Annotated in this window: 16 protein-coding genes; 6 read left to right on the top strand and 10 right to left on the bottom strand. The window is 69.5% G+C overall.

Features of this window, described 5'->3' with window-relative positions; translation table 11 throughout:
- Positions 1-3 precede the first annotated feature (3 nt).
- The 6 genes from GNX95_RS19090 to GNX95_RS19065 form a co-directional block, all read right to left on the bottom strand.
- On the bottom strand, positions 4-2382 hold the full coding sequence (locus tag GNX95_RS19090) for a hypothetical protein (RefSeq protein WP_163508761.1): 2379 nt from the start codon (positions 2380-2382) through the stop codon (positions 4-6).
- Between the two features lie 166 nt (positions 2383-2548).
- Positions 2549-3715 carry an amidohydrolase gene (locus tag GNX95_RS19085; protein WP_222853914.1) on the bottom strand — a complete coding sequence of 389 codons (1167 nt, stop codon included), beginning with the start codon at positions 3713-3715 and terminating at the stop codon, positions 2549-2551.
- A gap of 291 nt (positions 3716-4006) precedes the next feature.
- Positions 4007-5143 (bottom strand): glutamate--cysteine ligase, encoded by a 1137-nt coding sequence (locus tag GNX95_RS19080; RefSeq protein WP_163508759.1) that lies wholly within the window; start codon positions 5141-5143, stop codon positions 4007-4009.
- Positions 5144-5380: 237 nt separating this feature from the next.
- Positions 5381-5560, bottom strand: a complete 180-nt coding sequence (locus tag GNX95_RS19075; RefSeq protein WP_163508758.1) for a hypothetical protein — start codon at positions 5558-5560, stop codon at positions 5381-5383.
- 88 nt (positions 5561-5648) lie between these two features.
- Positions 5649-5864, bottom strand: a complete 216-nt coding sequence (locus tag GNX95_RS19070) for a hypothetical protein (RefSeq protein ID WP_163508757.1) — start codon at positions 5862-5864, stop codon at positions 5649-5651.
- Positions 5865-5987: 123 nt separating this feature from the next.
- Positions 5988-7085 (bottom strand): hypothetical protein, encoded by a 1098-nt coding sequence (locus tag GNX95_RS19065; RefSeq protein WP_163508756.1) that lies wholly within the window; start codon positions 7083-7085, stop codon positions 5988-5990.
- A gap of 167 nt (positions 7086-7252) precedes the next feature.
- Here GNX95_RS19065 and GNX95_RS43240 point away from each other — a divergent pair, with 167 nt between their 5' ends.
- The 4 genes from GNX95_RS43240 (at position 7253) to GNX95_RS19045 (ending at position 13801) form a co-directional block, all read left to right on the top strand.
- Positions 7253-9157, top strand: a complete 1905-nt coding sequence (locus GNX95_RS43240; protein ID WP_163508755.1) for a serine/threonine-protein kinase — start codon at positions 7253-7255, stop codon at positions 9155-9157.
- 23 nt (positions 9158-9180) lie between these two features.
- Positions 9181-9978, top strand: a complete 798-nt coding sequence (locus GNX95_RS19055) for a purine-nucleoside phosphorylase (protein ID WP_246281673.1) — start codon at positions 9181-9183, stop codon at positions 9976-9978.
- A gap of 477 nt (positions 9979-10455) precedes the next feature.
- Complete coding sequence (locus tag GNX95_RS19050) at positions 10456-12159, top strand: serine/threonine-protein kinase (protein ID WP_163508753.1); 1704 nt, start codon at positions 10456-10458, stop codon at positions 12157-12159.
- Between the two features lie 22 nt (positions 12160-12181).
- The gene (locus tag GNX95_RS19045; RefSeq protein WP_163508752.1) at positions 12182-13801 is read left to right on the top strand and encodes a phospho-sugar mutase; all 1620 of its coding nucleotides are present in this window, start codon (positions 12182-12184) and stop codon (positions 13799-13801) included.
- On the opposite strand, the gene GNX95_RS19040 is transcribed toward GNX95_RS19045, so the two are convergent.
- The 4 genes from GNX95_RS19040 to GNX95_RS19025 all read right to left on the bottom strand — a co-directional run bounded on the left by GNX95_RS19040 (position 13796) and on the right by GNX95_RS19025 (position 16556).
- Positions 13796-14218 carry an MmpS family transport accessory protein gene (locus GNX95_RS19040; protein WP_163508751.1) on the bottom strand — a complete coding sequence of 141 codons (423 nt, stop codon included), beginning with the start codon at positions 14216-14218 and terminating at the stop codon, positions 13796-13798. The two genes, GNX95_RS19045 and GNX95_RS19040, sit on opposite strands and share 6 nt — an antisense overlap.
- Positions 14219-14257: 39 nt before the next feature.
- Entirely contained in the window at positions 14258-14617 is a 360-nt protein-coding gene (locus GNX95_RS19035; protein WP_163508750.1) for an immunoglobulin domain-containing protein, read from the bottom strand.
- Positions 14614-15237, bottom strand: coding sequence for a uracil phosphoribosyltransferase (gene upp / locus GNX95_RS19030; RefSeq protein ID WP_163510110.1), 624 nt, complete (start codon positions 15235-15237; stop codon positions 14614-14616). The genes GNX95_RS19035 and upp overlap by 4 nt, the downstream gene beginning before the upstream one ends.
- 80 nt (positions 15238-15317) lie before the next feature.
- Positions 15318-16556, bottom strand: coding sequence for a glycosyltransferase (locus GNX95_RS19025; RefSeq protein WP_163508749.1), 1239 nt, complete (start codon positions 16554-16556; stop codon positions 15318-15320).
- 238 nt (positions 16557-16794) lie between these two features.
- Here GNX95_RS19025 and GNX95_RS19020 point away from each other — a divergent pair, with 238 nt between their 5' ends.
- Both GNX95_RS19020 and GNX95_RS19015 read left to right on the top strand, forming a co-directional pair.
- Complete coding sequence (locus GNX95_RS19020) at positions 16795-20082, top strand: S8 family serine peptidase (protein WP_163508748.1); 3288 nt, start codon at positions 16795-16797, stop codon at positions 20080-20082.
- A gap of 79 nt (positions 20083-20161) precedes the next feature.
- Positions 20162-23395, top strand: coding sequence for a S8 family serine peptidase (locus GNX95_RS19015; RefSeq protein WP_163508747.1), 3234 nt, complete (start codon positions 20162-20164; stop codon positions 23393-23395).
- Positions 23396-23407: the final 12 nt, after the last annotated feature.

Raw genomic sequence — 23407 nt, 5'->3', positions numbered from 1 at the left:
CGGTCAGTGGATGAGCCGGAGGCGGCGTTCTGGACGTGGTGGCTGGTTGGGCAGTTGGTGTGCGAGATCGGCGAGTTCGCTGTGATAGATGGGATCCGCCGGATAGTCGTTGTGTGCGTAGACCGGCGGCGGCACGGGATCGCCGGGCGGCGCCGCGTATTGCGGGTCGATCAGCTGCCGGTCCGCGCCGGCGAGTGGACTGCCGGCCGGGGCCGGTGGATCGGTGTCGCGCGGTCCGGTGCCGATCGCGCCGCCGACGTAGTCGGTCGTACGCCACAGGCTGCGCAGCCGGCGCCCGGACGCGCCGGTCAGCCGGGTGGCGACCGCGTCCAGTGCGGGCAGGTCGAAATACGCCGGGAAATAGCGCGCGTAGATCCGCCGTAAAACCGTTCCGACGGCCAGGAAGGCGACCTGGTCGCGGACCGGCGGGTCAAGCTGCAGCACCACCGCGGCGGTGATGACGCCGCCCTGGCTGTGCCCGGAAACGACGACCGGCACACTGTCCTCGGCGACCCGGTTGCCGGCCGGCGCGCCGGCGGCGTACCAGCGCAGCCGCTGCACCAGGTCGGGCACGGTCCGCTCGGCATAGCAGGGCGCGGCCAGCGGATGTGCCGCACGGGGCCAAAAAGCGCCGACATCCCAGAGCACGCCGACCACGCGCCGAGTCTTACGAGCGCGGAACGCGGCAGCGCCGACGGCGACCAACAGCAGCAACGCGAGGACGGTGCCGTACGCGCCGAGCGTGCTCAGCGGGCCGGCGCTGTCCAACAGTGCGGCCAAGAACCGAGCGGCATCGACGGAAAACAGTGCGGCCAGTACGAAACCGGTCGCCACCGCGGCCAATGCCATCCATGGCAGCAAAACCGCGACGATCCAGCCGCCGGCCCCATCGGCGATCCGGCCGAGCCAGAACGCGCGCAGGATCTGCTCGTCGCGCGCGGCCGTCCGGCGCACCTCCGGATACTGCTGGTTGAGCAGCCGCCGGCCGCCGGTCCATTTCGCCGGCCAGATCATCCGGTACGCGATCACCGCGACGCCGGCCAGCACGACGACCGCCAGCCAGGCCAGCATCAGGGCAAACGCGAGGCTCGCCGTACGCACCGCCGGCGCGGTGTTCAGCGCGGCGACGGCACGCTGCACGTCGTCGAAGCCGGGTCGCAGGCTGCCAGTGTGCAGAAACGCACCGGAATAGATCGCGACTCCGGCGGAGAAACCCGCGCCGATCAGCAGGCCCGCGGCGGTCAGGAACACCGACCCGTATCCGCCGAGCGCCGGCTTCGGCTGGCCGTCCGGCAGCTTCGCCGATCGCCACATCAGCGCGACCGAGCCGGCGCACAGCAGCGCGACGACCGCGAGAAAACCGAACAGCAGCACGGAAAACTCGTTGTAGCCGGGCAGGCCGCCGGCCGGCTGCCAGCCGGGCCGCGGGATCAGCAGGTAGGCGACCGTCAGCAGTGCGAGTGCGTACGCCGGCTGGTGTGCGCGGTCGGCGAGGCCGGCCGCCGTGCCGGTGGTCGGCTGGCGGCTGGTCACCGCGGGAAAAGCCAGCAGCACGGCCACGCCGGCCACGGCGACCGCACAACCGACGAGGATGGCCGCGCCCAACCAGCCGAGCGCACCGCTGTCACGGGCGTACGCGGGCAGAGCGACGGTCGAAACGCAGACCGCGGCGGCGACCAGCAGGTGCAGCCGGCGCAGGCGGCGCACCAGGTGCTCGCCGCGCCAGAGGTCGGGATGGGTCAGCGGCGGCACGTCCGGGTCGCCACCGGGGTCGTCGCCGGAGTACGCGGCGCGTGGATCGGCCTGGGCGCGCTCGTACCGGCCGGCCGTGCTCCGGCCGAGCAGCATCAGCACGATCAGCAGCAGCAACGGCAGGACCGAGCCGATCAGCAGCCGCTCGCCGGGCGCCGCCGCGCGTACGAACGTGTCGACGACGGTCGGCAGGCCGGGACATCCACCGGCCGGCAGCACGCCACAGCGCCAGCCGATCTCGCCGGCGCCGATGCCGGTCGCGGTGTGCAGCATCAGCGCGGTCAGGCCGAGCGCGAAGATCCGCGAGAGCCACCACAGCAGCCGGCTCGGTCCCGGTGGCCGCAGCCGCGGCGCCACATTGGCGATGGTGAACGGCAACAGGAGCAGCCAGAACGCGCGCGCGGCCGCGCCGGAGGTGAGGCCGCCCCAGCTGTAGCCCTCCAGCAGCGGTCCGGAGCCGGGCACGGCACCGGGCGCGTCGTCGGTGCTCTCGTCGGCCAGCGCCGGCCGGTAGAAGCCGGCGCGGTTGTCCCCGGCCACCCGCATGACCAGCGCCCGGTCGAGCAGCTCGTCCGGCGGCGTGCCGGCCACCCCGTGCACCCTGAGTTCTACTACCGCACTCTCGTTCACGTTAAGTAGTCTAGACACTACGTAACGTGACGATCAAGGCCTTGCCCCATATGTCTGAATGTACCGGTCGAGTTATCAGGAACGGCTCGTATCGGGTTGGCCACTTGAGGTCCGCTCGCATGGCCACCATGCGTGCGTTGGGCGCACGCATGGTGGCCATGCGAACTTACGTACGCAGGGCGGCGACGGCGGTGTGCGCCAGCAGCCGTACGCCCGTCGCGATCGCGCGCTCGTCCACGTCGAACGTCCCCTGGTGCAGGTCGAGCTGCTCGCCGGGACGGCCGACGCCGAGCCGGGCCATCGCGCCAGGGACGTGCTCCAGATACCAGGAGAAGTCCTCGCCACCCATGCTCTGCGGCGTGCCGACCACGGCGTCGGCGCCGAGCCCGGCGCGAGCCGCCTCCGCCAGCACGCCGGTGGCGCCGGGCTCGTTCACGACCGGCGGCACGCCGCGCGTGTACGTGATCTCCGCGGTGGCGCGCGTGGGCGCCACGACCTCGTGCACCAGCTGGCTGATCAGCGCCGGAGCGCCGGCCCACGCCTCGCGGTCGAGGATCCGCACCGTCCCCAGCGCGTACGCGGCCTGCGGGATGGTGTTGGCGGCCTGGCCGGCGTGTACGGCGCCGAAGACCAGCGACACGCCGGAGCGCGGGTCCGTCCGGCGTGCCAGCAGCGCCGGCACCTCGGTGATCACCCGGCCGATCGCCTCGACCACGTCGGCGGTCAGATACGGCCGGGCGGTGTGGCCGCCGGGACCGGCCAGCGAGACCCGGATCGAGTCGGCCGACGCGGTCAGCGGACCGACCCGTACGCCGACCTCGCCGGCGGCGATCCGCGGGTCGCAGTGCACCGCGAAGATCCGCGAGACGCCGTCCAGCGCGCCGGCGTCGATCATCTCCGGCGCGCCGCCGTCGAAGACCTCCTCGGCCGGCTGGAACACCAGGCGCACGGTGCCGGGCAGTCCGCCACGCTCGGCCAGCGCCAGGCCGGCGCCGACCACCACGCTGGTGTGCACATCGTGGCCGCACGCGTGGCACACACCGTCCACAGTGGACTTGTACGGCACGTCTTTGGCGTCGGGAATGGGCAACGCGTCCATGTCGGCGCGCAGCGCCACCATCGGGCCGGCCGGATCGCCAGCGATGTCGCAGATGATGCCGTTGCCGGTCGGCAGCAGCCGCGGCTTGAGGCCGGCCGCCTCCAGCAGGCCGGCGACCGTCGCGGTGGTGCGCAGCTCGTGCTTGGACAGCTCCGGATGCGCGTGCAGGTCCCGCCGCAGCGCCACCAGCTCGGCACCGTGGCTGACCAGCCACCGGTCCAGCTGCGTACGCAACTCCTGATCCGACGCCATTGTCGAAACCAACCGGCTATTTCCGGCGGACTGCGTTGTCGTCACAAAAACCGCGTCCCTTGCTTGTGAATGTGCTCACGACACACGTCTCCCCTTTTGACCCGCTGACCCCGGGAGCGGTGTCGCCGCGCTCAACCCCAACGAAAACGTGGGTCCGACCCTGGTGAGGCCCCCCAGCCGTTGGGTGAATCTGCCACAACGGCCTTGACCAACCAGCGTACTCCGGTCGCAAATGCCACGCGCGCATAGTCCACCGGGCTGTGGACGACGGGGTCAGGCCGGCAGGCCGTCGCGCATTTCGCCGAGCAACGCGTCGACGACTTTGGTCAGGTCGCCGTTGTTCCTGGCGGCGACCTCGCGCTGGCGCTGATAGCTCGCACCGGCTTTCAGGATGCGGTCCACAGTGGACAGTTCGGCGACGCAGTCGAGCCTGCGCGCCACCGGCGTGAGGTCCTCAAGCAGGTCGGTGATCGCCTGCCGCAACGGCACGACCGTGCCCTTTTCGTCGGCGATGATCTCCGCGTCGAGCCCGTGGCGCGCGGCACGCCATTTGTTCTCCTCGACGACCCAGCGCTTGGGCAGGGGCAGCGTGTAGCCGCGGTCGAGCTCGCGATCCAGCCGCTCCACCAGGCATTGGGACAGCGCGGCCACGCCGACGATCTCGTCGAAGGTCGGCAGCCCGTCGCAGATCCGCAGCTCGACGGTGCCGAAGTTGGGATGCGGCCGGATGTCCCACCAGACCTCGCGGATCGTCTGGATGGTCTGGGTGGAGATCAGCGTCTCCATGTACGCCTCGAACTGGTCCCAGCCGGACAGCTGGTAGGGCAGACCGGCGGTCGGCAGCCCCTCGAAGACTTTGCTGCGCGCGCTGGCCAGGCCGGTGTCCTTGCCCAGCCAGTACGGGCTGGACGCGCTCAGCGCCAGGAAGTGCGGGATGTACTGGGTCAGCGCGTTGACGATCGGGATGGCCTTCTCCGGCGCGCGTACGCCGACATGGACGTGCACGCCGAAGATCTGCAGCCGCCGCGCCAGCCACTGCATCGACTCGATGAGCCGCTGATAGCGCGTGTGCGGACTGATGTCCTGCGTCGACCAGTCGGTGAACGGATGCGTGCCCGAGCACATCACGCCGAGGTTGCGGCTGGCCGCCGCGGCCTGCACCTGCGACACGGTCTCGGCCAGGTCCGCGCGCGCCTCGGCCACCGTCGTACACACACCGGTGATCACCTCGACGGTGCTCTCCAGCAGCTCGTGCTTGGCCTTCGGGTGGTCGTCGGCCCCCTCCGGCCGGATCTCGGCGAGGATCTCGCTGGCGCCGGAGCGCAGCTGCCGAGTGTCCAGGTCGACCAGCTCCAGCTCCCATTCCACGCCGAGGCTGGCCCGCGGTGACGAGCTGAACTCGATGCGCATGCGACCTCCAAGGCGCTGGAATTTCTACAGACACCAGCGCGGCGCCGGGGCGCCACACCGGTGTCTGTGAGAACACAAGCCTAGGTGCGTGACAGTTAGTGAGCCAGGCATCACAGCGATCTGGTCGGCAGATCGGCCAAATGTCCGCACGAGGCCAGCCGTCTCCCGGGTCTTCGCGCGCCGGCGGACCGGCCGGACCGTACGCGCCACGGCGTCGACGCCCAGTGGCCACGGCGGTCATTTTCCGGACACGAACGGGTCCGGCACCGGTCCTGGTGCCGGCGCGTGATACGTCGACCACACCGGGCTCGGCGTCGGCAACGGATCGGGATTTCCCACGTTCCACGCGAAAACCAGCAGGACGATCGCCGGCAGCAGACCGGCGATGACGGCGACGACGATCTGCCAGCGAATCATCGCAGACCTCCCAGCACCTCACGAGCGATTCCGGCCGCGGCGGCGAGCCGGCCGTCCGCGGTGGACGGGACCGCGCTGTAGTCGACGGTCACCAGGTCGGTCCCACGGCGAACGACGACGTGCGCGGACCGTTTTCCCGCACGGCGGCGACGGCCTCGTCGCCGATGCCCGTGACCGCGACCGTACGGACAACCTCGGTCGCACCGAAGGCGCGAATGCCGTCCTCGATGTATTTCTCCCGAGCGTTTCGTTCGGCCGATTCGACCGGCGTCGATGGCGGCCGGCTTCCGCACCGGCGCACCACGAATAGCCAGCATCGGCAAGAACCGTGGCGCCACATCGAAAATGAGGAAGATGTGGGGCAGCCGCCGCATCGGTCCGCCAAAACCGCGACCGGCCAGTCGCACTCCACCCGGTTTCCTCCCCGTTATCTCAGGAGCCCGGCCAACACTTCACCGACGATGGCGGCAGAGGTGGCCAACATCCTGTCCACAGTGGACGGCGAGGCGGTGTATCGTACGTCGACCAGATCGGCGCCACGCCGCACGAAAATATGGACGTAGCTGTTGCGTACGATGCCGATCGCCTCATCGCCCAGACCGGTGACCACCATGGCCCGGCCGTCGCTGGTCAGGTCGACAAGATAGCTGTTGCGATAGTTCACATACTGCTCCTGGGCTCGCCGCTCGGCGCTGAGCTGGAACGCCGAGCCGAGCCTGGTGACCGAGATGTTCAGCTCGCCGTACGGCTGCTCGCTCTCCGAGCTCACGCCGCACGTCCACTTGACCGAGTCGGAGAGCTGCTGTCTGCCGGTGCTGACGACACCTCCGGCGGCCGGGACGGCGGTGCGCAGCGTACGCGCGGAAAGTCGCGTACACGGATTGGCGGCGATGCCGGCAGGTTGCTGGGCCGGCGGCTTGCGCACCGACAGGCCGAGCGCTGGTTGCGCCGCGAACAACAGTCCGCACACAAACGCGAGAAGTCCGGCGAATAGCGCGCGAGTCCACACCGATGGAGCCGGTGCCGTCGCGCGCGCCACCGTCTCTGGCGCCAATTCCGCTGTCGCCGCGAAGGCGGTGGCCACGTCCATGCCGGCCGGCACGATCGTGATGGCGTTGGCGTACGGTCCACGGCCGACCCACCGCTTCACGCCTGGCACGAACCAGAATTCCGGCGAGATGTCGAAAACCAGCAGCGATCCGGAAAACGTACGGACGACCCGGAAGCCGTGGACGCCGGCCCAGCCGATCCGCAGCTCCGCCGCGAACGGCGCTTTCGCGCGTACGCCTCGACTTTCCACCGTCACCACCGGCCTCGGCAGGAACACGGCGAAACCCGCCAGCCCGAGCGCCAGCACGACCAGGACGACCGCCGCGATCAGCGCGACCGGACCGACAATCGTCGAGTAGTCGGCCGAATACGCCTGCAGAAGCGCGTAGAACGCCGCCCCGGCAGCCAAACTCTGCAGCGGCGCGACCGCGCGCCGGCGGGCCACCAGCCGCAGGTGGGTCGGCGGACCAGTCACGGCCTTTCCTTTCCCCGTTGTCCGCACACCGTACTCATGCGGTCAATTACGGCAATCCGCGCAGTACGCCGGACAACTGCGGTGTATCTTCGGTTTTGCGGCTTTTATGGCCGAGTTTCGCGGTCGCCGACCGGTTCGCTAACGGTAGGGTGCATCGGGTAGAACGGATGGAAGTGACTACCGCACACCCCGGCGAGCGGGACACCCGCAACCCCACGAGCGAGCGGCGCATCGGTGGACGCTACGTACTGCGTACCACGATCGGCGCCGGCGGCATGGGGACCGTTTGGCGTGCTCGCGACGAGCTGCTGCGCCGCGACGTCGCCGTCAAGGAGGTCCTGCTGCCGCCCGGCCTGCCGGAGGCCGAGCGCGAGATGCTCTGCGAGCGCACGCTGCGCGAGGCGCGCGCGGCCGCCGCGCTGAACCATCCGTCGGTGATCCGCGTGTTCGACGTGGTCAACGACGACAACCGGCCGTGGATCGTGATGGAGCTGCTGGAGGCGCGCAGCCTCGCCGACATCATCCGCGAGGACGGTCCGCTGCCGCCGCGTACGGTCGCCGCCATCGGCCTGGCGGTGCTCGGCGCGTTGGAGGCGGCGCACGTCGCCGGCGTGCTGCACCGCGACATCAAGCCAGGCAACGTGATGGTCGCGCCGGACGGCCGTACGACCCTGACCGACTTCGGCGTCGCCTCGGCGCCCGGCGACTCGTCGCTGACCAGCACCGGCCTGCTGCTCGGCTCGCCGCAGTACATCGCGCCGGAGCGTGCACGCGGCCAGGCCTTCGGGCCGGCCAGCGACCTGTTCTCGCTCGGCGCGACGCTGTACGCGGCGGTGCAGGGCAAGCCGCCGTTCGATCGCGGCGACCCGCTGCCGACGCTGACCGCGGTGGTCGGCGAGGACCCCGACCCGATGCCGCAGGCGGGTCCGCTGGAGCCGGTGCTGACCGGCCTGCTGGTCAAGAGCCCCACCGAGCGGTTCACGCACGCGCAGGCGCGTAAGGGCCTGCTGTCGGTGCTCGGCACCGGCCTGAACAGCGACACCGACAGCGACGCGGCCCGGCGTGCCGCGCTGGTCGCGCAGACCGTGCAGCACACGCCGTCGCCGCTGCCGGGCGCGCAGCCGAGCGCGACCGAGGTGCCGGCGGTGCCGGCCGTCCTGCCGGGCGTGACGCCGCTGGCCGAGACCGCGCCATCAGAGACACCCCCGGACGCGACCATGCAGGTGCCGCTGCCGGCCGCCGAGCCGGCGGCTCCGGCGCCGGAACCGCAGCTGACCCCGTCGCCGACGACCGCGCTGCCGGTCACGCCTCAGCAGGGTTTCTCGTACGGCGTGGCCGACCCGCGGTCGTACCAGGTCATCGACACGACGCAGGGCCAGACGGCATACCAGCTGCCGCCGCAGCAGCCGACCGAGGTGACCTACCACCCGCCGGTCTCGCCGTCCGGGCCGCCGCCCCCACTGCCGCCGGCCGCGCCGTCGCTGTCGCCGCGACAGCCCGGCAACCGCCGCACGCTCGTACTCGCCGGCGTCGCGGCGCTGGTGATCGTGCTGGTCATCGGCATCACCGGCGTCGTCGTCGGGATGAACCTCAGCCGCGGCAACCCGGAGCCAAAGGCGTCCGCGCAGGCCATCCCGCTGACGCTCTACACCGACGAGGACGGCTTCCAGGTCAAGGTGCCGGCCGGCTGGAAGCAGCAGGGCAACAGCCCGGTGCGGTTCTACGACGCGACCGGCAAGGTGTGGATCCAGGTCTACTCCGAACACGCCGGCAGCTCCGAGCAGAAGAAGGTCTGGGAGTCCGGCTCGCGGCGGCAGCAGCGCGGGGTGGCCGGCACTTCCGGCTATCAGCTGGTCGGCTACCAGAACACCCAGATGGGGTCGTTCAGCTCGGTCGACTGGGAATGGACCTACCAGCGCGACGGCGAGGCGGAGCGGCGGCACGCGCTCTATCGCGGCGTCGTGGTGGACGGCCGCAGCTATCAGCTGGCGCTGTCCGCGCCGGAGAGCCAGTTCGCCGCGCGGCGGCCGGTGCTCGACCAGGTCGCCGCCACCTTCAAGCTCGGCTCCTAGGGTCTGTTATAGCCTCGGCGTCCGTGACCACCAATCCCACGCAGCTCGCGGCGGACAGCGCCGCCGCACTCGTACGCGCCACCGGTGCCGACCGGCACGACGTGGCCGTCGTACTCGGCTCCGGCTGGGCTCCGGCCGCCGACCGGATCGGCTCCGCCGAGGCAGAGGTGCCGCTGACCGACCTGCCGGGCTTCGCGCCGCCGACCGCGCTCGGCCACGTCGGCAAGATCCGCTCGGTGACGGTGGCGGACAAGCGCGTGCTGGTGTTCCTCGGTCGTACGCATCTCTACGAGGGCCTCGGCGTCGAGCCGGTCGTGCACGGCGTACGCACCGCGGCGGCGGCCGGCTGTCACACGATCCTGCTGACCAACGCGGCCGGCGGCATCAACCGCGGCTACCACGTCGGCCAGCCCGTCCTCATCAGCGACCATCTCAACCTGACCGCACGCTCGCCGCTGGTCGGCGCCAACTTCGTCGACCTGGTCGACGCGTACTCGCCACGGCTGCGGTCGCTGGCGCGAGAGATCGACCCGAGCCTGGTCGAGGGCGTCTATGCCGCGCTGCCGGGTCCGCACTTCGAGACGCCCGCCGAGATCCGCATGCTCGCCACCGTGGGCGCCGACCTGGTCGGCATGTCGACCGCCCTGGAAGCCATCGCCGCGCGCGCGGCCGGCCTGCACGTACTCGGCCTGTCGATGGTCACCAACGTCGCCGCCGGCCTGAGCGACCAACCCCCCAACCACGAGGAAGTCCTCGCCGCCGGCAAAGCCGCCGCCACCTCCCTGGGCGACGTCCTGGCCGCCATCGTCGCCAAACTCTGACTTACCCGCTACGGCGAGAAACTGTCGTACCCCCCTGCCAATCTGGGCCCCCACCCAGATCGGGCGGGGGGTGGGTTCGCGTTGGAAACTCACATACATAGAAGTTGATCTTGGTCGCTAGCCTCATGTGACTCAATGGCCACTGTGATCACAGAAGTCACTCCTGACACATGGCGCCATGCACGCATGGCCTCCATGCGTGCGCTGGATGCACGCAAGGGGGCCTTGCGTGCATCTGACATTTGCGCAAATAGGGCATTTAGCGCTCAACGCACGTTTCAAGATCAAATTTCGAACTTAGGTAAGTTTCCACGCGAACCCACCCCCCACCCGATCTGGGTGGGGGCCAAATTTGGCAGGGGGGTACGACAGTTTCGCGCTGTAGCGGGTAGTCGGCGGTTGCCTTTTGGGGCAAGGGTGGGGTGGTGGACTGCTGGATGATTCACGGGTGGTGGCGTCGGGCCCTAACCTGGCGGGGTGGTCGGGGCGCCGGCCGGCGAGAGCCGGGTGATTGCTGATCGCTACACCGTGGTGTCGGCGATCGGTCAGGGCGGCATGGGTCGGGTGTGGCGAGCGCGCGACCGGATCCTGGATCGGGAGGTGGCGCTCAAGGAGCTGCTGCTGCCGGCGTCGATGGCGGCCGAGGTACGCAGGGAGATGTCCGACCGGCTGCTCAAGGAGGCCCGGCTCGGCGCGCGGCTGCGGCATCCGGCGATCGTCAGCGTGTACGACGTACTCACCGTCGACGACAGCCCCTGGATCGTCATGGAGCTGATCAACGGCAGGAGCCTCGACGACCTGGTGATGGACGGCGGTCCACTGCCGGCGCCGCAGGTGGCCGAGATCGGCATCGCGCTGCTCGGCGCGCTCACCGCCGCGCACAAGGCCGGCGTGCTGCACCGCGACGTCAAGCCGGCCAACGTCATCGTCGGCGCCGACGGAGCGGTCAGCCTCACCGACTTCGGTATCGCCTTCGAGCTGGACAAGACCTCGCTGACCGCGACCGGGCTGATGATCGGCTCACCGCCGTTCATCGCACCGGAGCGCGTACGCGGAGAGACCATCGGACCGCCGAGCGACCTGTTCTCGCTCGGCGCCACGCTCTACCAGGCCGTCGAAGGCCGGCCTCCGTTCGACCGCGAAGGCCCGCTGCCCACGCTCGCCGCGATCCTCAACGAGCCGCCGGACCCCTTCCGCCTCGCCGGCCCCCTCCAACCCCTGCTCGCCGGCCTCCTGGACAAGGACCAGACCCGCCGCCTCGACGCCGACGCGGCGCTCAAAGCCCTCAAGCAGGCAGCCGAAGGCGCGGCACCCCTGCCGGCGACCAGCATGCCGACCGCACCGGCGCCGGCCGACCCGATCCCGGTGCCGCCACCGCCGGCCGGACCGGAAGCGTCGACCGTGCAGGTGCACCAGACGCAGGTCCTGCCGATGAGCCCACCGATCGGCCGCGCCACGGTCTCGACGCCACCGCGATCCGGCACCTTGTACGGCCGACCGGCCACACCGCCGCCACCGGTCCGGCCAGCGCCACCACCACCGCCGCCGAGACCGACCAAACGCCGCCGGCCGATCGCGATAGTCGTCATCGTCCTGGCGCTCGTCGTAGCCGCCGGAGCAGGCACGGCCGTCGTCTGGACGCTCAGCCACGGCTCCACCGGCCCAACCGGCACTCCGTCACCGAAGACCCCGACCAGCAGCGCCAGCAGTACGCCACCGGCGACCGTCACGGTGGAGGACATCAGAGGCTTCAAGGTCGCCGTCCCGGTCGGCTGGGTCAGCAAACCGACCGACCCGAAGCTGTTCGCGTACGGTCCGCCGGACCAGCCGGACAGCAAGAAGATCCGCGTCCAGTTCTCCCAGCCAGGCCAGGCACGCGGCTCGGCGGTCGACGAGTTCCAGGCCGGCAGCGACGCGCGCGCCGACACCGGCAGCAGCTCCCACCTGTCCGGCTATCAGCTGGTCAGCATCAAGAAGGTGCGCTTCGCCGGGGTGGACAACGGTGCGCGCTGGGAGTTCACCTGGCTCGACCAGGGCGTCAAGCGGCACAACGTGCTCTACGGCGCGGTGACCTCGGACGGCAAGTCGTGGCAGCTCGCCACACTGGCGCCGGACGCCGACTTCGGCCGCTACCAACCACTCTTCGACATTGTGGTCGCCGACACCATCATCGCCACCTGAGGCCATCGGGCACGATGGCAGCATGGCACAGCACGACGACCTGACGGCAGCGGCGACCGCCTGGCGTGACGACGATCCCGACCCGGCCACGCGCGCCGAGTTGCAGGCGCTGATCGACGGCCTGCCGCGGACCGCAGCCGAGCTCAAGGACCGTTTCGCGCAACCCCTGGCCTTCGGTACGGCCGGCCTGCGCGGAGTGCTGCGGGCCGGCCCCAACGGCATGAACCGCGCCGTCGTACGCGCCGCCGCGGCCGGCCTTTCGTCCTATTTGGACAGTGCTGGCCGCACCGGTCCGGTGGTGATCGGCTTCGACGCGCGGCACGGATCTCGTGATTTCGCCGAGGAAACCGCGGCCGTGGTGACCGGCAGCGGCCGCGAAGCGTTGCTGATGCCCAAACTGCTGCCGACACCACTGCTCGCGTACGCGGTGCGAGCGCTGGACGCGACGGCCGGCGTGATGGTGACCGCCAGCCACAATCCACCGGCGGACAACGGATACAAGGTCTATCTCGGCGGCGCGGACGGACGCGGTGGACAGATCGTGCCGCCGGTCGACCGGGGCATCGAGGCCGCGATACGCGCGGTCGGCCCGCTCGCGGACGTACGCCTCGGCCACGGTTGGAGAATCATCGACGAGTCGCTCGTCGAGTCCTATGTGGACGCCGTCGCCGCGCTGGTCGACGCCGACGCACCAAAAGACCTCCGCGTCGCGTACACGGCAATGCACGGCGTCGGCGCCGAGACTTTGGCTCGGGTCTTCGCAAAGGCCGGCTTCCGGCCGCCGGATTCGGTGCCGGAGCAGCACGACCCCGACCCCGACTTCCCCACCGTGCCGTTCCCCAATCCGGAGGAGCCCGGCGCGATGGATCTGGTACGCGCGCTGGCCGCGAAAACCGGCGCCGACATCGCGATCGCCAACGATCCGGACGCCGATCGATGCGCGGTCGCGGTGGCCGATCCGGCGCGCGGTCCCGCGTCGGATCCGGACTCCTGGCGGATTCTGCGCGGCGACGAGGTCGGCGTGCTGCTCGCCGACCACCTGATCCGGCTCGGCCGCACCGGCACGTACGCCACCACCATCGTCTCGTCGCAGATGTTGCGCTCGATCGCGGAAAAGGCCGGCCAGCCGTACGCGGAGACGCTGACCGGTTTCAAGTGGATCGTCCGCGCCGGCGAGCCGCTGGCCTACGGATACGAGGAAGCGCTGGGATATTGCGTCGCGCCTGACCTGGTACGCGACAAGGACGGCATTTCCGCGGCGATCCTGATCGCCGACCTCGCGGCTCGGTTGAAGGCCGCCGGCGCGACGCTGCTGGACCGCCTCGACGAGCTGGCGCGCGTGCACGGCCGGCACCAGACCGACCAGCTTTCCGTACGGGTAACGGATGTCGCGGAGATCGCCGCCGCGATGGCACGGCTGCGCGCCCATCCACCGGCCGCCCTGCTCGGCCGGCCGGTGACCGGAAACGTCGACCTGCTGCCGGACGCCGACGTGGTCACGCTGCGCGCCGACGGCGTACGCGTCGTCGTCCGGCCATCGGGCACCGAGCCGAAACTCAAGGCATATCTGGAAACCGTCGAGCTCACCGGTGACGCGATGACGCGCCTGCGCGGCGAAATCGGGACAGCTCTTGGACTATGAAGCCGGCTGCGACACACCCTCCAGGGGCACCGTGTACTTGCACGACACCACACCTTCGGCGTTGTGGCTGTCGACGACCTTGCCGTCCACGCTGATCGAGCATTCCAGCTGCGGATTGTGTCCGCCGGCGATGACGCCGGTCGCGGTCAGCTCGGGATCATCGAGCGCTTCCAACGGACTTTGCAGCGTACGCGTCCACGGCAGCGCGGCGTCGTGGACCTGCTGCGACTCGCCGGCGAGCACGCTGTAGTTGAGGTCGGCGTGGTCGCCGGCCTGATATCCGCGCAAACTCAGGACGACGGTATGTTTTTTGGCCGCCGCACTCGACTGCGCCGGAGCGGGTCCCGCAGGTCCGCCGCCGCAGCCGGCGAGCGTCAAAGCGGCAAGAAGGCAGGCGGCGGTGATCGGTTTGCGCATTGGCTCCTCACTCGGTCCGTGCCTACCCCGACCGAGATGTTAGCCGACCGTGCAACTGACTTTGTCCTTGCCAGACCTGGTAACAACGGCTTTGCCGTCGACAGTCACTTTGCAGGTGAAAACCGTACCGGCGACGACCGCGTCGGGATTTGCCGCGAGCGCGGCGGTCAGTACGATTTTGGCGACGCCCTTCGACGTGTCGTCGACGGTGGCGGTCCACGGAGTGTCCACATCGGACTCCTGGTGCGACTCGGCGCCGGCGCCGACCGCGTACGTGACATCCGCGGAGGTGTCCGGATCCTGCGCGCTGACCGACAGCACGACGACGTGTTTTGGTCCTGGCGCGGCACATCCGGCCAACAGCGCCGCCGCGATCGCGGCGGCGGCGAAGATTCTCATACGGCGCCGAACTGCCGGTCGCCGGCGTCGCCGAGACCCGGCACGATGTATGCCGAGTCGTTGAGCCGCTCGTCGACGCTCGCGGTGATCAGCCGGATCGGCAACTTCGCGTCGGCCAGCGTGTGCAGCGCCTCCGGAGCGGCCAGCGCGCAGATCACCGTCACGTCGTCGGCGCCGCGGTCGGTCAGCAGGCGTACGGCGTGCACCACCGAGCCGCCGGTCGCGACCATCGGGTCGAGCAGGAAGACCGGCTTGCCGGTCAGGTCGGCCGGCAGCGACTCCATGTACGCACGCGGCTGGAACGTCTCCTCGTTTCGCGCCAGGCCGACGAACCCCATCGCCGCCTCCGGCAGCAGGCCGAGCGCGGCGCGCGCCATGCCGAGGCCGGCACGCAGGACCGGTACGAGCAGCGGCGGGTTGGCCAGCCGATAGCCGTTCGTACGCGCGACCGGCGTGTGGATCTGATAGCGGTCCACCGGCAGCGTGCGGGTCGCCTCGTACACCAGCATCACGGTCAGCTCGTCCAGCGCCGCGCGGAAGGTGGCCGAGTCGGTGCGCGCGTCGCGCATCGTGGTCAACCGAGCCGCGGCCAGCGGATGGTCGACGACGAGGGTCTCCATGTCAGTGCTCACGACGTGCACCGTATCCGACCGGCTGGCCGCGGGGACTCCCCACGTGCAACAGGGCCACCTCCAGGCTTTCAGGCGGCGATGGGCGTACGGAGGCCGGAGGCAGTGGCGTAGACCGACAGCATCGACGACACGTACGCCTGTGGCGTGTGCGCCAGCACGGCCCGACGCGCGCGGTCGGCCAGAGCGGTCGCCAGCACGGGGTTAGCGAGCAGACGCTCGATCGCCGCGCCGAAGGCCACCGGCTCGGCCGGCGTACACAACGCCGCACCGGCCAACGGACCAGCGGCCAGCAGGCCGGCGTCGACCATCGCGCACGGCAGGCCGGCGTGTGCCGCCTCGGACAGCACGAGCCCCTGCGTGTCGGTCTGCGACGCGAAGGCCAGCGCTCCGCCGGACTGTACGGCGGCGGCGTACGCGGCGGCGACCCGCTCCGGCGGCAGCTCACCGGTGCAGACGACGCGCCGGCCGAGGCCGTGTGACCGCACCAGCTCGGCCAGCGCCGGCAGGTCATAGACCTTGCCGACGAGCAGCAACCGCGCGCGCGGCTGCGTGGCCAGCACCTGCCCGAAGGACCGGAACAGCAGGTCGATGCCTTTCTCCGCGGTCACCCGGCCGACCGTCAGCACCAGCCGGTCGCGGCTGGACAGGCCGTGCCACTGCCGAAAGGCCGCCACCTCCGCCGACCGTACGGACCGTCCGGCCACTCCGGTCGGCAGCACGTGCAGCCGCTCGTCCGGCACCGGCAGCCGTACGCGGTCGAGGATCGCGCGCGTTGGCAGCACGACGGCATCCGCGCGCTCCATAAGGATGCGCAGGCCTTCGTCGACGAGCGCCCGCCGCGAGTCGGCGGCTGGCCGCGGTCCAGCGCCCAGACGCCGGCGGTAGGCCGCGACCGCGACCTGCAACGCGCGCGTCGGCACGCGATAAGCATCGGCGTACGCGTGCAGATCGGTGTGGTAGGTCAGCACCAACGGCAACCCGAGCCGCTTCGCCGCGTACACGCCGAGCAGCCCAACCGGTCCGACCGTGTGCGCGTGGATCACGTCCGGCGACCACTCGCCGATCGCGTCGGCCTGCCGCCGTCCCGGCAGCGTCGCGAGCCGCAGGCCGGCCACTCCGCACGGCAGCGACCGCAGCGTGTGCAACGACTGGCCGACCTCGGCGACCGCGTCCCGGTGCCGCGGCACGACGACCAGGCTCTGCTCGCCGGCCGCGCGCAGCTGCCGGTCGAGGGTCTGGACACTCGTGACGACGCCGTCGCGGCGCGGCAGCCAGGTGTCGGTGAAGTGAGCGATCCGCAACGACATCGGCAAGCTCCAGACAGCACGGACAATCGGACAAATCACACCGTACGGCCACTGCCGTCGGTCCGCTCTCCGGGCCCGGCCCGGGCACCGACTCTTCGCCGAGACTTCATCCGGCCGTCCCGCCGGCAATGACCTGTTGCGGCCAACGGGCAACCCGGGCGCGCCCGGCCGAAGTCGAGTCGTTACCGGGACTTTGCCGGCATACCGGCACGACCGTCCCGGAGACGGGAGCAAACATATGCGTCATCGGTTGAGAAATCGCGCACTGGTCGCGACGACCGCGGTGCTGGCACTGGCCGCGACGGCGTCGACCGGCCCGGCTTCGGCCGCGCCTGCCAGGCAATCCACCGGAAAGACGACGATAACGCTGGTCACCGGCGACACGGTGACCCTGCTGGCCGGCGGGCGGGTCAGCGTACGCCCCGGCAAGGGCCGCGAGAAGATGCCGTTCACGGTCCGGTCCGGCCACGACCGGACCGGCGACCACCAATATGTCATCCCGGCCGACGCGCTGCGCATGGTCAGCGCCGGCACGCTCGACCTGCGTCTGTTCGACCTGCAGACCCTGCGGTCGTACGGATATGACGACGCGCACCGGCCGGACATCCCACTGATCCTGCAAAACACCACCGGCGCGCAGCCAAAAGTGGCCGGTGCCACGGTGAAACAGGACCGGTCGACGGCCGGCTTCACGACCGTACGCGCGGACAAGAAGGCCGGTTTCTGGTCGAGCGCCACGACCTCTGGCCGTACGGCGGCCGGCATCCAGCGGATCTGGCTTGACGGCAAGCGAAAAGTCACCCTCGACCAGAGCGTGCCGCAGATCGGCGGGCCGGTCGCCTGGGCCGCCGGCTTCACCGGCAAAGGCACCACCACCGCCATCCTCGACACCGGCATCGACGCCACCCACCCGGACTTCGCCGGAAAGATCAGCGAAACCAAGGACTTCACCGACACCACCCTGGACGACAAAGTCGGCCACGGCACGCACGTCGCATCCATCATCACCGGATCCGGCGCAGCCTCCAACGGCAAATACAAAGGCGTCGCACCAGACACCAAACTGGCCATCGGCAAAGTCTGCGGCGACCAGTACTGCGAGGACTCGGCGATCCTGGCCGGCATGACCTGGGCCGCCAAGACCGTACACGCGAAGGTCGTCAACATCAGCATCGGCGGCGGCGACACTCCTGGCCTCGACCCGCTGGAGACGGCGGTGGAAGACCTCAGCGCCGCGACCGGCACGCTTTTCGTTATCGCCGCGGGCAATGACGGGTGCGACGGCTGCGTCAACTCACCAGGCAGCGCCGACTCGGCGCTGACCGTCGCGGCGGTGGACAAGAAGGACAAGCTCGCCAACTTCTCCAGCCGCGGGCCACGCATCGGTGACAGCGCGATCAAGCCGGACATCGCCGCGCCAGGTGTCAACATCGTTGCCGCCAAAGCGAAGAACGGCGTGATCGGGGTGCCGTCGGACAACCCGAAGTACGTCTCGCTGGACGGCACGTCGATGGCGACCCCGCACGTCGCCGGCTCCGCCGCGATCATCGCCGGTGAGCATCCGGACTGGACCGGCCAGCGGATCAAGGCGGCGTTGATGGCGTCGGCGAAACAGCTCGACGGCATCGGCGTCTTCAGCCAGGGCGCCGGCCGTGTCGATGTCGGCAAGGCGGTCGGCCAGCAGCTGACCGCCAACCCGCCGAGCGTGTCGGTGCCGAAACAGTACTGGCCGCACAACGACGACAAGCCGGTCGCGAAAGAGGTCAGCTATCACAACGGCGGAAAGAGCGCCGTATCGCTGACACTGTCGGCGACCGTCACCGGACCGGGCGGGAAACCGGCGCCGGCCGGCATGTTTGCCTTGTCCGCCAAGACGATCGACGTGCCGGCCGGCGGCGACGCGAGCGTCACGGTCACCACCGACACGAGGGTTGCCGGACCGGACGGCAGGTACACCGGCCAGATCGTGGCGACCGGCGGCAACCAGGCCGTACGCACCCCGATCGCGGTCGAGAAAGAGGTGGAGAGCTACAACCTCACGATCGTCGGCGTCGACCGGACCGGAGCTCCGGCGGGCATCGTCAGCACCATGCTGGTCGACTACGCGGCGGTCGGTGGTCCGCAGTTCGGCGGAGATGCCGACGGCGACGGCACCTTCACGATCCGCCAGCCGAAGGGGACGTACGGACTGAGTGTCTACCTCGCCCCGGCCGACCGCTCCACCGGCACCGACATCGACACGCCGGTCATCAACCTCACCCGCGACACCGTGCTCACGATCGACGCGCGGAAGGCGAAGCCGGTCGACATCACCGTCGACCGGCCGGACGCCTCGGCTTCCGGCGTCGACATCAGCGGCAAGTTTTACTACGCCGGCGGCTATTTCTCATCTGGCATCCTCAGCTTCGGCGACGGCGCCGGCCTTTTCACCGGCAGCAACGGACGCGGCGGCAAGCAATACTACGCGTCGGTTTCGGCCGGATACGCGAAAAGGGACGCCGACGGCGGCATCTCCAACACGCCGTACGCCTATCATCTCGGCCGTGCGCAGGCCGGAGCGATGTTCGACGGCGTCACCATCCACGCGAAGACCAGCGAGCTGGCACACGTGAAAAACCGCGAACTGAATCCCGGTGGTGCCGCGGTCATCGATCGCTTCGTGTGGCTGTCCACGCCGGACGGCCTTCCGGCCGGCTCGAGCACCGTCTACGGCGGACCGGCGACCATCGACCAGTACCTGTCCCCCGGTGCACCGTGGAGCCTGGTCAACACGGTCGGCGCGTCCCACCTGTCCAGCGACATCATGCAGGCCAGCCAGGCTCGGACGTACCCGCGTGGCGAGCACACGGTGGACTTCGACCGCGGTGTCTTTGGTCCGGGATTCCGGTTCGTGACGCACACGGTCGACGCTCGCACAGTGCAATACCCGAACGGGATTTTCGCCGCGCCACAGCTGCTTTCCGACGGCGACCTCACCCACAGCGGTGTGGCGCGTACGTTTGACAGCAACACCGCGACGCTTTACCGCGATGGCACCAAAGTCGCGCACAGCGACGACGGCACGTTGCTGACCTACGAGGCACCGGCGACGGATGCGACGTACAAGCTGGAGGCACACCAGGTCCAGCACTTCATGCCGGTGTCGACGACGGTGGATGCCTCCTGGACCTTCGCGTCCAGGAAAACCACCAACCACCAGGGCGACGTGCTGCCGTTGTTCGCGCTGCGGTTCACGCCGAAACTCAGTGACAGCAACAAAGCACCGGCCGGCGCGTTCACCATCCCGGTGACCGTCGACCGCCAGGACGGCGCCGCGAAGGCGACCGTCAGCAACCCGACCATCGAATATTCCACTGACGATGGCAGGACCTGGCAAAAGACAGCCGCCGCGCCGGCCGGAAATGGCCGGTGGACGGTGAAAGTCACCAATCCGGCCAGCGGATTCGTGTCGCTGCGGACGAACGCGACCGACTCTGCCGCAAACACCAGCGCGGCCACCATCATCCGCGCGTACGCCATCGGCTGACCGCATCCGGACGTCGCTGCAAGCGATTGCCTCGCCGACGCGTCTGCGTTAGGGGCAACGACGAAGGAGCGACTTCAGGATGCGACATCGAACCAGCCGGCCGCTGGTCATCGCCACGGTGGCGATGACCGTCGCGGCCACCCTTTCGATGACCGGTGGAGCGGTTTCGGCCGCTCCACCGGCCACTTCCCACGGAAAGACCGTCACGCTCGTCACCGGCGACAGGGTCACCGTGCTGGCCAACGGCCAGTTGCGCGTACGGCCGGGGATAGGCCGCGAGAAGGTGAGTTTTGGCACCATCACCGCCGGCCAGCACAAATACGTGATCCCCAATGACGCGATGCCGATGATCGCCGGCGGCTCGCTCGACCGGCGGTTGTTCGACGTGCCAACCCTGGTCGCGGACGGATACGACGACGCGCACCGGTCCGACCTGCCGTTGATCGTCGGCCACGACCGGAAAACCAGCTTCGCCGGCGCCACCGTACGCCGCGACCTGCCGGCGCTGGGCATGACCGCCGCGACCGCCAGCAAGACCGGCACTTTCTGGTCCTCCTCCGACAAGTCCGGAGCCACCAGGATCTGGCTTGACGGCAAGCGAAAAGTCACCCTCGACCAGAGCGTGCCGCAGATCGGCGGGCCGGTCGCCTGGGCCGCCGGCTTCACCGGCAAAGGCACCACCACCGCCATCCTCGACACCGGCATCGACGCCACCCACCCGGACTTCGCCGGAAAGATCAGCGAAACCAAGGACTTCACCGACACCACCCTGGACGACAAAGTCGGCCACGGCACGCACGTCGCATCCATCATCACCGGATCCGGCGCAGCCTCCAACGGCAAATACAAAGGCGTCGCACCAGACACCAAACTGGCCATCGGCAAAGTCTGCGGCGACCAGTACTGCGAGGACTCGGCGATCCTGGCCGGCATGACCTGGGCCGCGCAGACCGTACACGCCGATGTCGTCAACATGAGCCTCGGTGGCTCCGACTCACCGGGCATCGACCCGATCGAGCAGGCGGTCGACGATCTCAGCGCCAGCACGCACACGCTTTTCGTCGTGGCGGCCGGAAACGACGGCTGTGACGGCTGCGTCGGCTCGCCAGGCACGGCGGCCGCCGCGTTGACCGTGGGTGCGGTCGACAAGCAGGACAAGCTCGCCAACTTCTCCAGCCGCGGACCGCGCGCCGAGGACGACGCGATCAAGCCGGACCTCGCCGCACCTGGCGTCGGAATCGTGGCCGCCAGAGCCAAAAACGGCGTGATCGGCACGCCGGCCGACAATCCTCGGTACGTGTCGCTGGACGGCACCTCGATGGCGACACCGCACGTCACCGGCTCGGCCGCGATCCTGGCCGGCGAGCATCCGGACTGGACCGGCCAGCAGATCAAGACCGCGTTGATGGCGTCGGCGAAAACCCTCGACGGCATCGGCGTTTTCAGCCAAGGCGCCGGGCGCGTCGACATCGGCAGGGCGGTCAGCCAAAACCTGGTCGCCAGTCCGCCGAGCGTTTCCGTACCAACACAGTTGTGGCCACACAACGACGACACACCGGTCGATCGTCAGGTCAGCTATCACAACTACGGAAAGAGTCCGCTGCTGCTGACGCTCTCCGTCGAGGCCACCAGCCCGGGCGGCCAGCCGGCACCGGACGGCACTTTCGCGCTGTCGACCACAAACCTGACGGTGCCAGCCGGCGGCGACGCCAGCGTCACCGTCACCACCAACACCAGGGGCGACGCACCGATCGGCGAGTACACCGGCCGGATCGTCGCGACCAGTGGCGACCAGACCGTAGGCACACCGATCGCGGTCAACAAGGAAGCCGAAAAATACACACTGACCGTCACCGGCATCGATGTGCACGGCAGGACTCCGTACGCGATGGTCGGTGTGCTCGCCGACTACAACGCCACCGAGCCGGGCTTTTTCAGCCCCAGCGCCATCGAGACCGGGAAAATGACCGTACGCGTCCCGAAAGGCACCTACGGATTCGGCATGTTCCTGGTCGGACCGAAGGGATCCCCCGATCCGTCGTCGGTTTTCGCCGCACCGGTGGTCAACCTCGACCACGACATCACGCTGCACGCCGACGCGCGCCAGGCCAAACCGCTCGACGTGACCGTCGACAACCCGACGGCGCGCCTGTCCTCGGCCGAGGTTGACGCGTTTTTCCGGACCAATGCGCTGGATGTCGGCGTCGGTTCCCAGGGCGCCACGTTGGACGGCCTGCGCAGCGCGAGCCTCGGCGGCGCCGGCCCGAAAGACCGTTTCGAGGCCGCGGTGTCCACCACCTTCGCCGAGCCGGGCCCCAACGGCGACTTCGTCAACTCGCCGTACGCCTATCACCTGAGCGACCAGCGGCATGGCACGATGTACGACGGGTTCACGCAGCATGTGAAGACCTCGCGACTGGCGGTCGTCCACAACCGGCAACAGAAGGTCAGCGCCGATCCGTACACCTCGCGCACCGGGACGGCGATGTTCCCGGACGGCACGCTCACCACCGCCGGCCTGTCTTTCGGGCAGGACACCAACCCCACGGCCGACTACGTCCAGTATCTGACGCCTGGCATGAGATGGCTGCTCTACGACGTACAGGGTGACTTCCAGCAGTGGACCGACGGAAAGCTTTACCAGGCTGGAAAACACGACGAGACGTTCTTCGGCGGCATCATGGGACCGAGTGTCACCGACGCGATCCGCAGCGCCCGCGTCTATCCGGACCGCATGATCGTGCCGCTGGAAATGATGTCCGACGGCGATCCGCATCACGGCGGCATCGCGGCCGGCGCGACCGCCGACTCCAGCGTTCTTTACCGCAATGGCGTGAAAATCGCCGAACGCGGCGCGGACGGCCTCGGCTACGAGGGACCGTCGGGTGAGGCCAGCTTCCGACTGGAAGCGCAGCTGGCGCAGACCGCCATCCCGACCTCCACGGACGTACGCGCATCCTGGACGTTCACAACCCAGAAGACGACCGACTATCGCGGCGTTTTCCTGCCGTTGTTCACGTTGCGGTTCGCAGCTGATGTGGATCGGGCACGAAAAGGCAGGTTCGTGCTGCCGGTCAACCTCAACTGGCAGGTCGGCGCGAGCAAGCCGAAGGTCACGCTGCCGACCGTCGAATACTCCGTGGATGACGGAAAAACCTGGCGCAAGGCGTTGACCGTGCCGGCCGGCGACGGCCGTTGGGTCACCGTGGTCGACAATCCGGCCAACGGATTCGTGTCACTGCGTACGAACGCGGTCGACACGGCCGGAAACACCAGCAGCGCCACCATAATCCGTGCGTACGCGGTGAAGTAGACGGCAAAGGTC

It is taken from the genome of Fodinicola acaciae (genome assembly GCF_010993745.1).
Taxonomy (GTDB): Bacteria; Actinomycetota; Actinomycetes; order Mycobacteriales; family HKI-0501; genus Fodinicola; species Fodinicola acaciae.
Note: the sequence above shows the minus strand (reverse complement) of the source record. Positions and strands in the feature narration are given on the sequence as shown.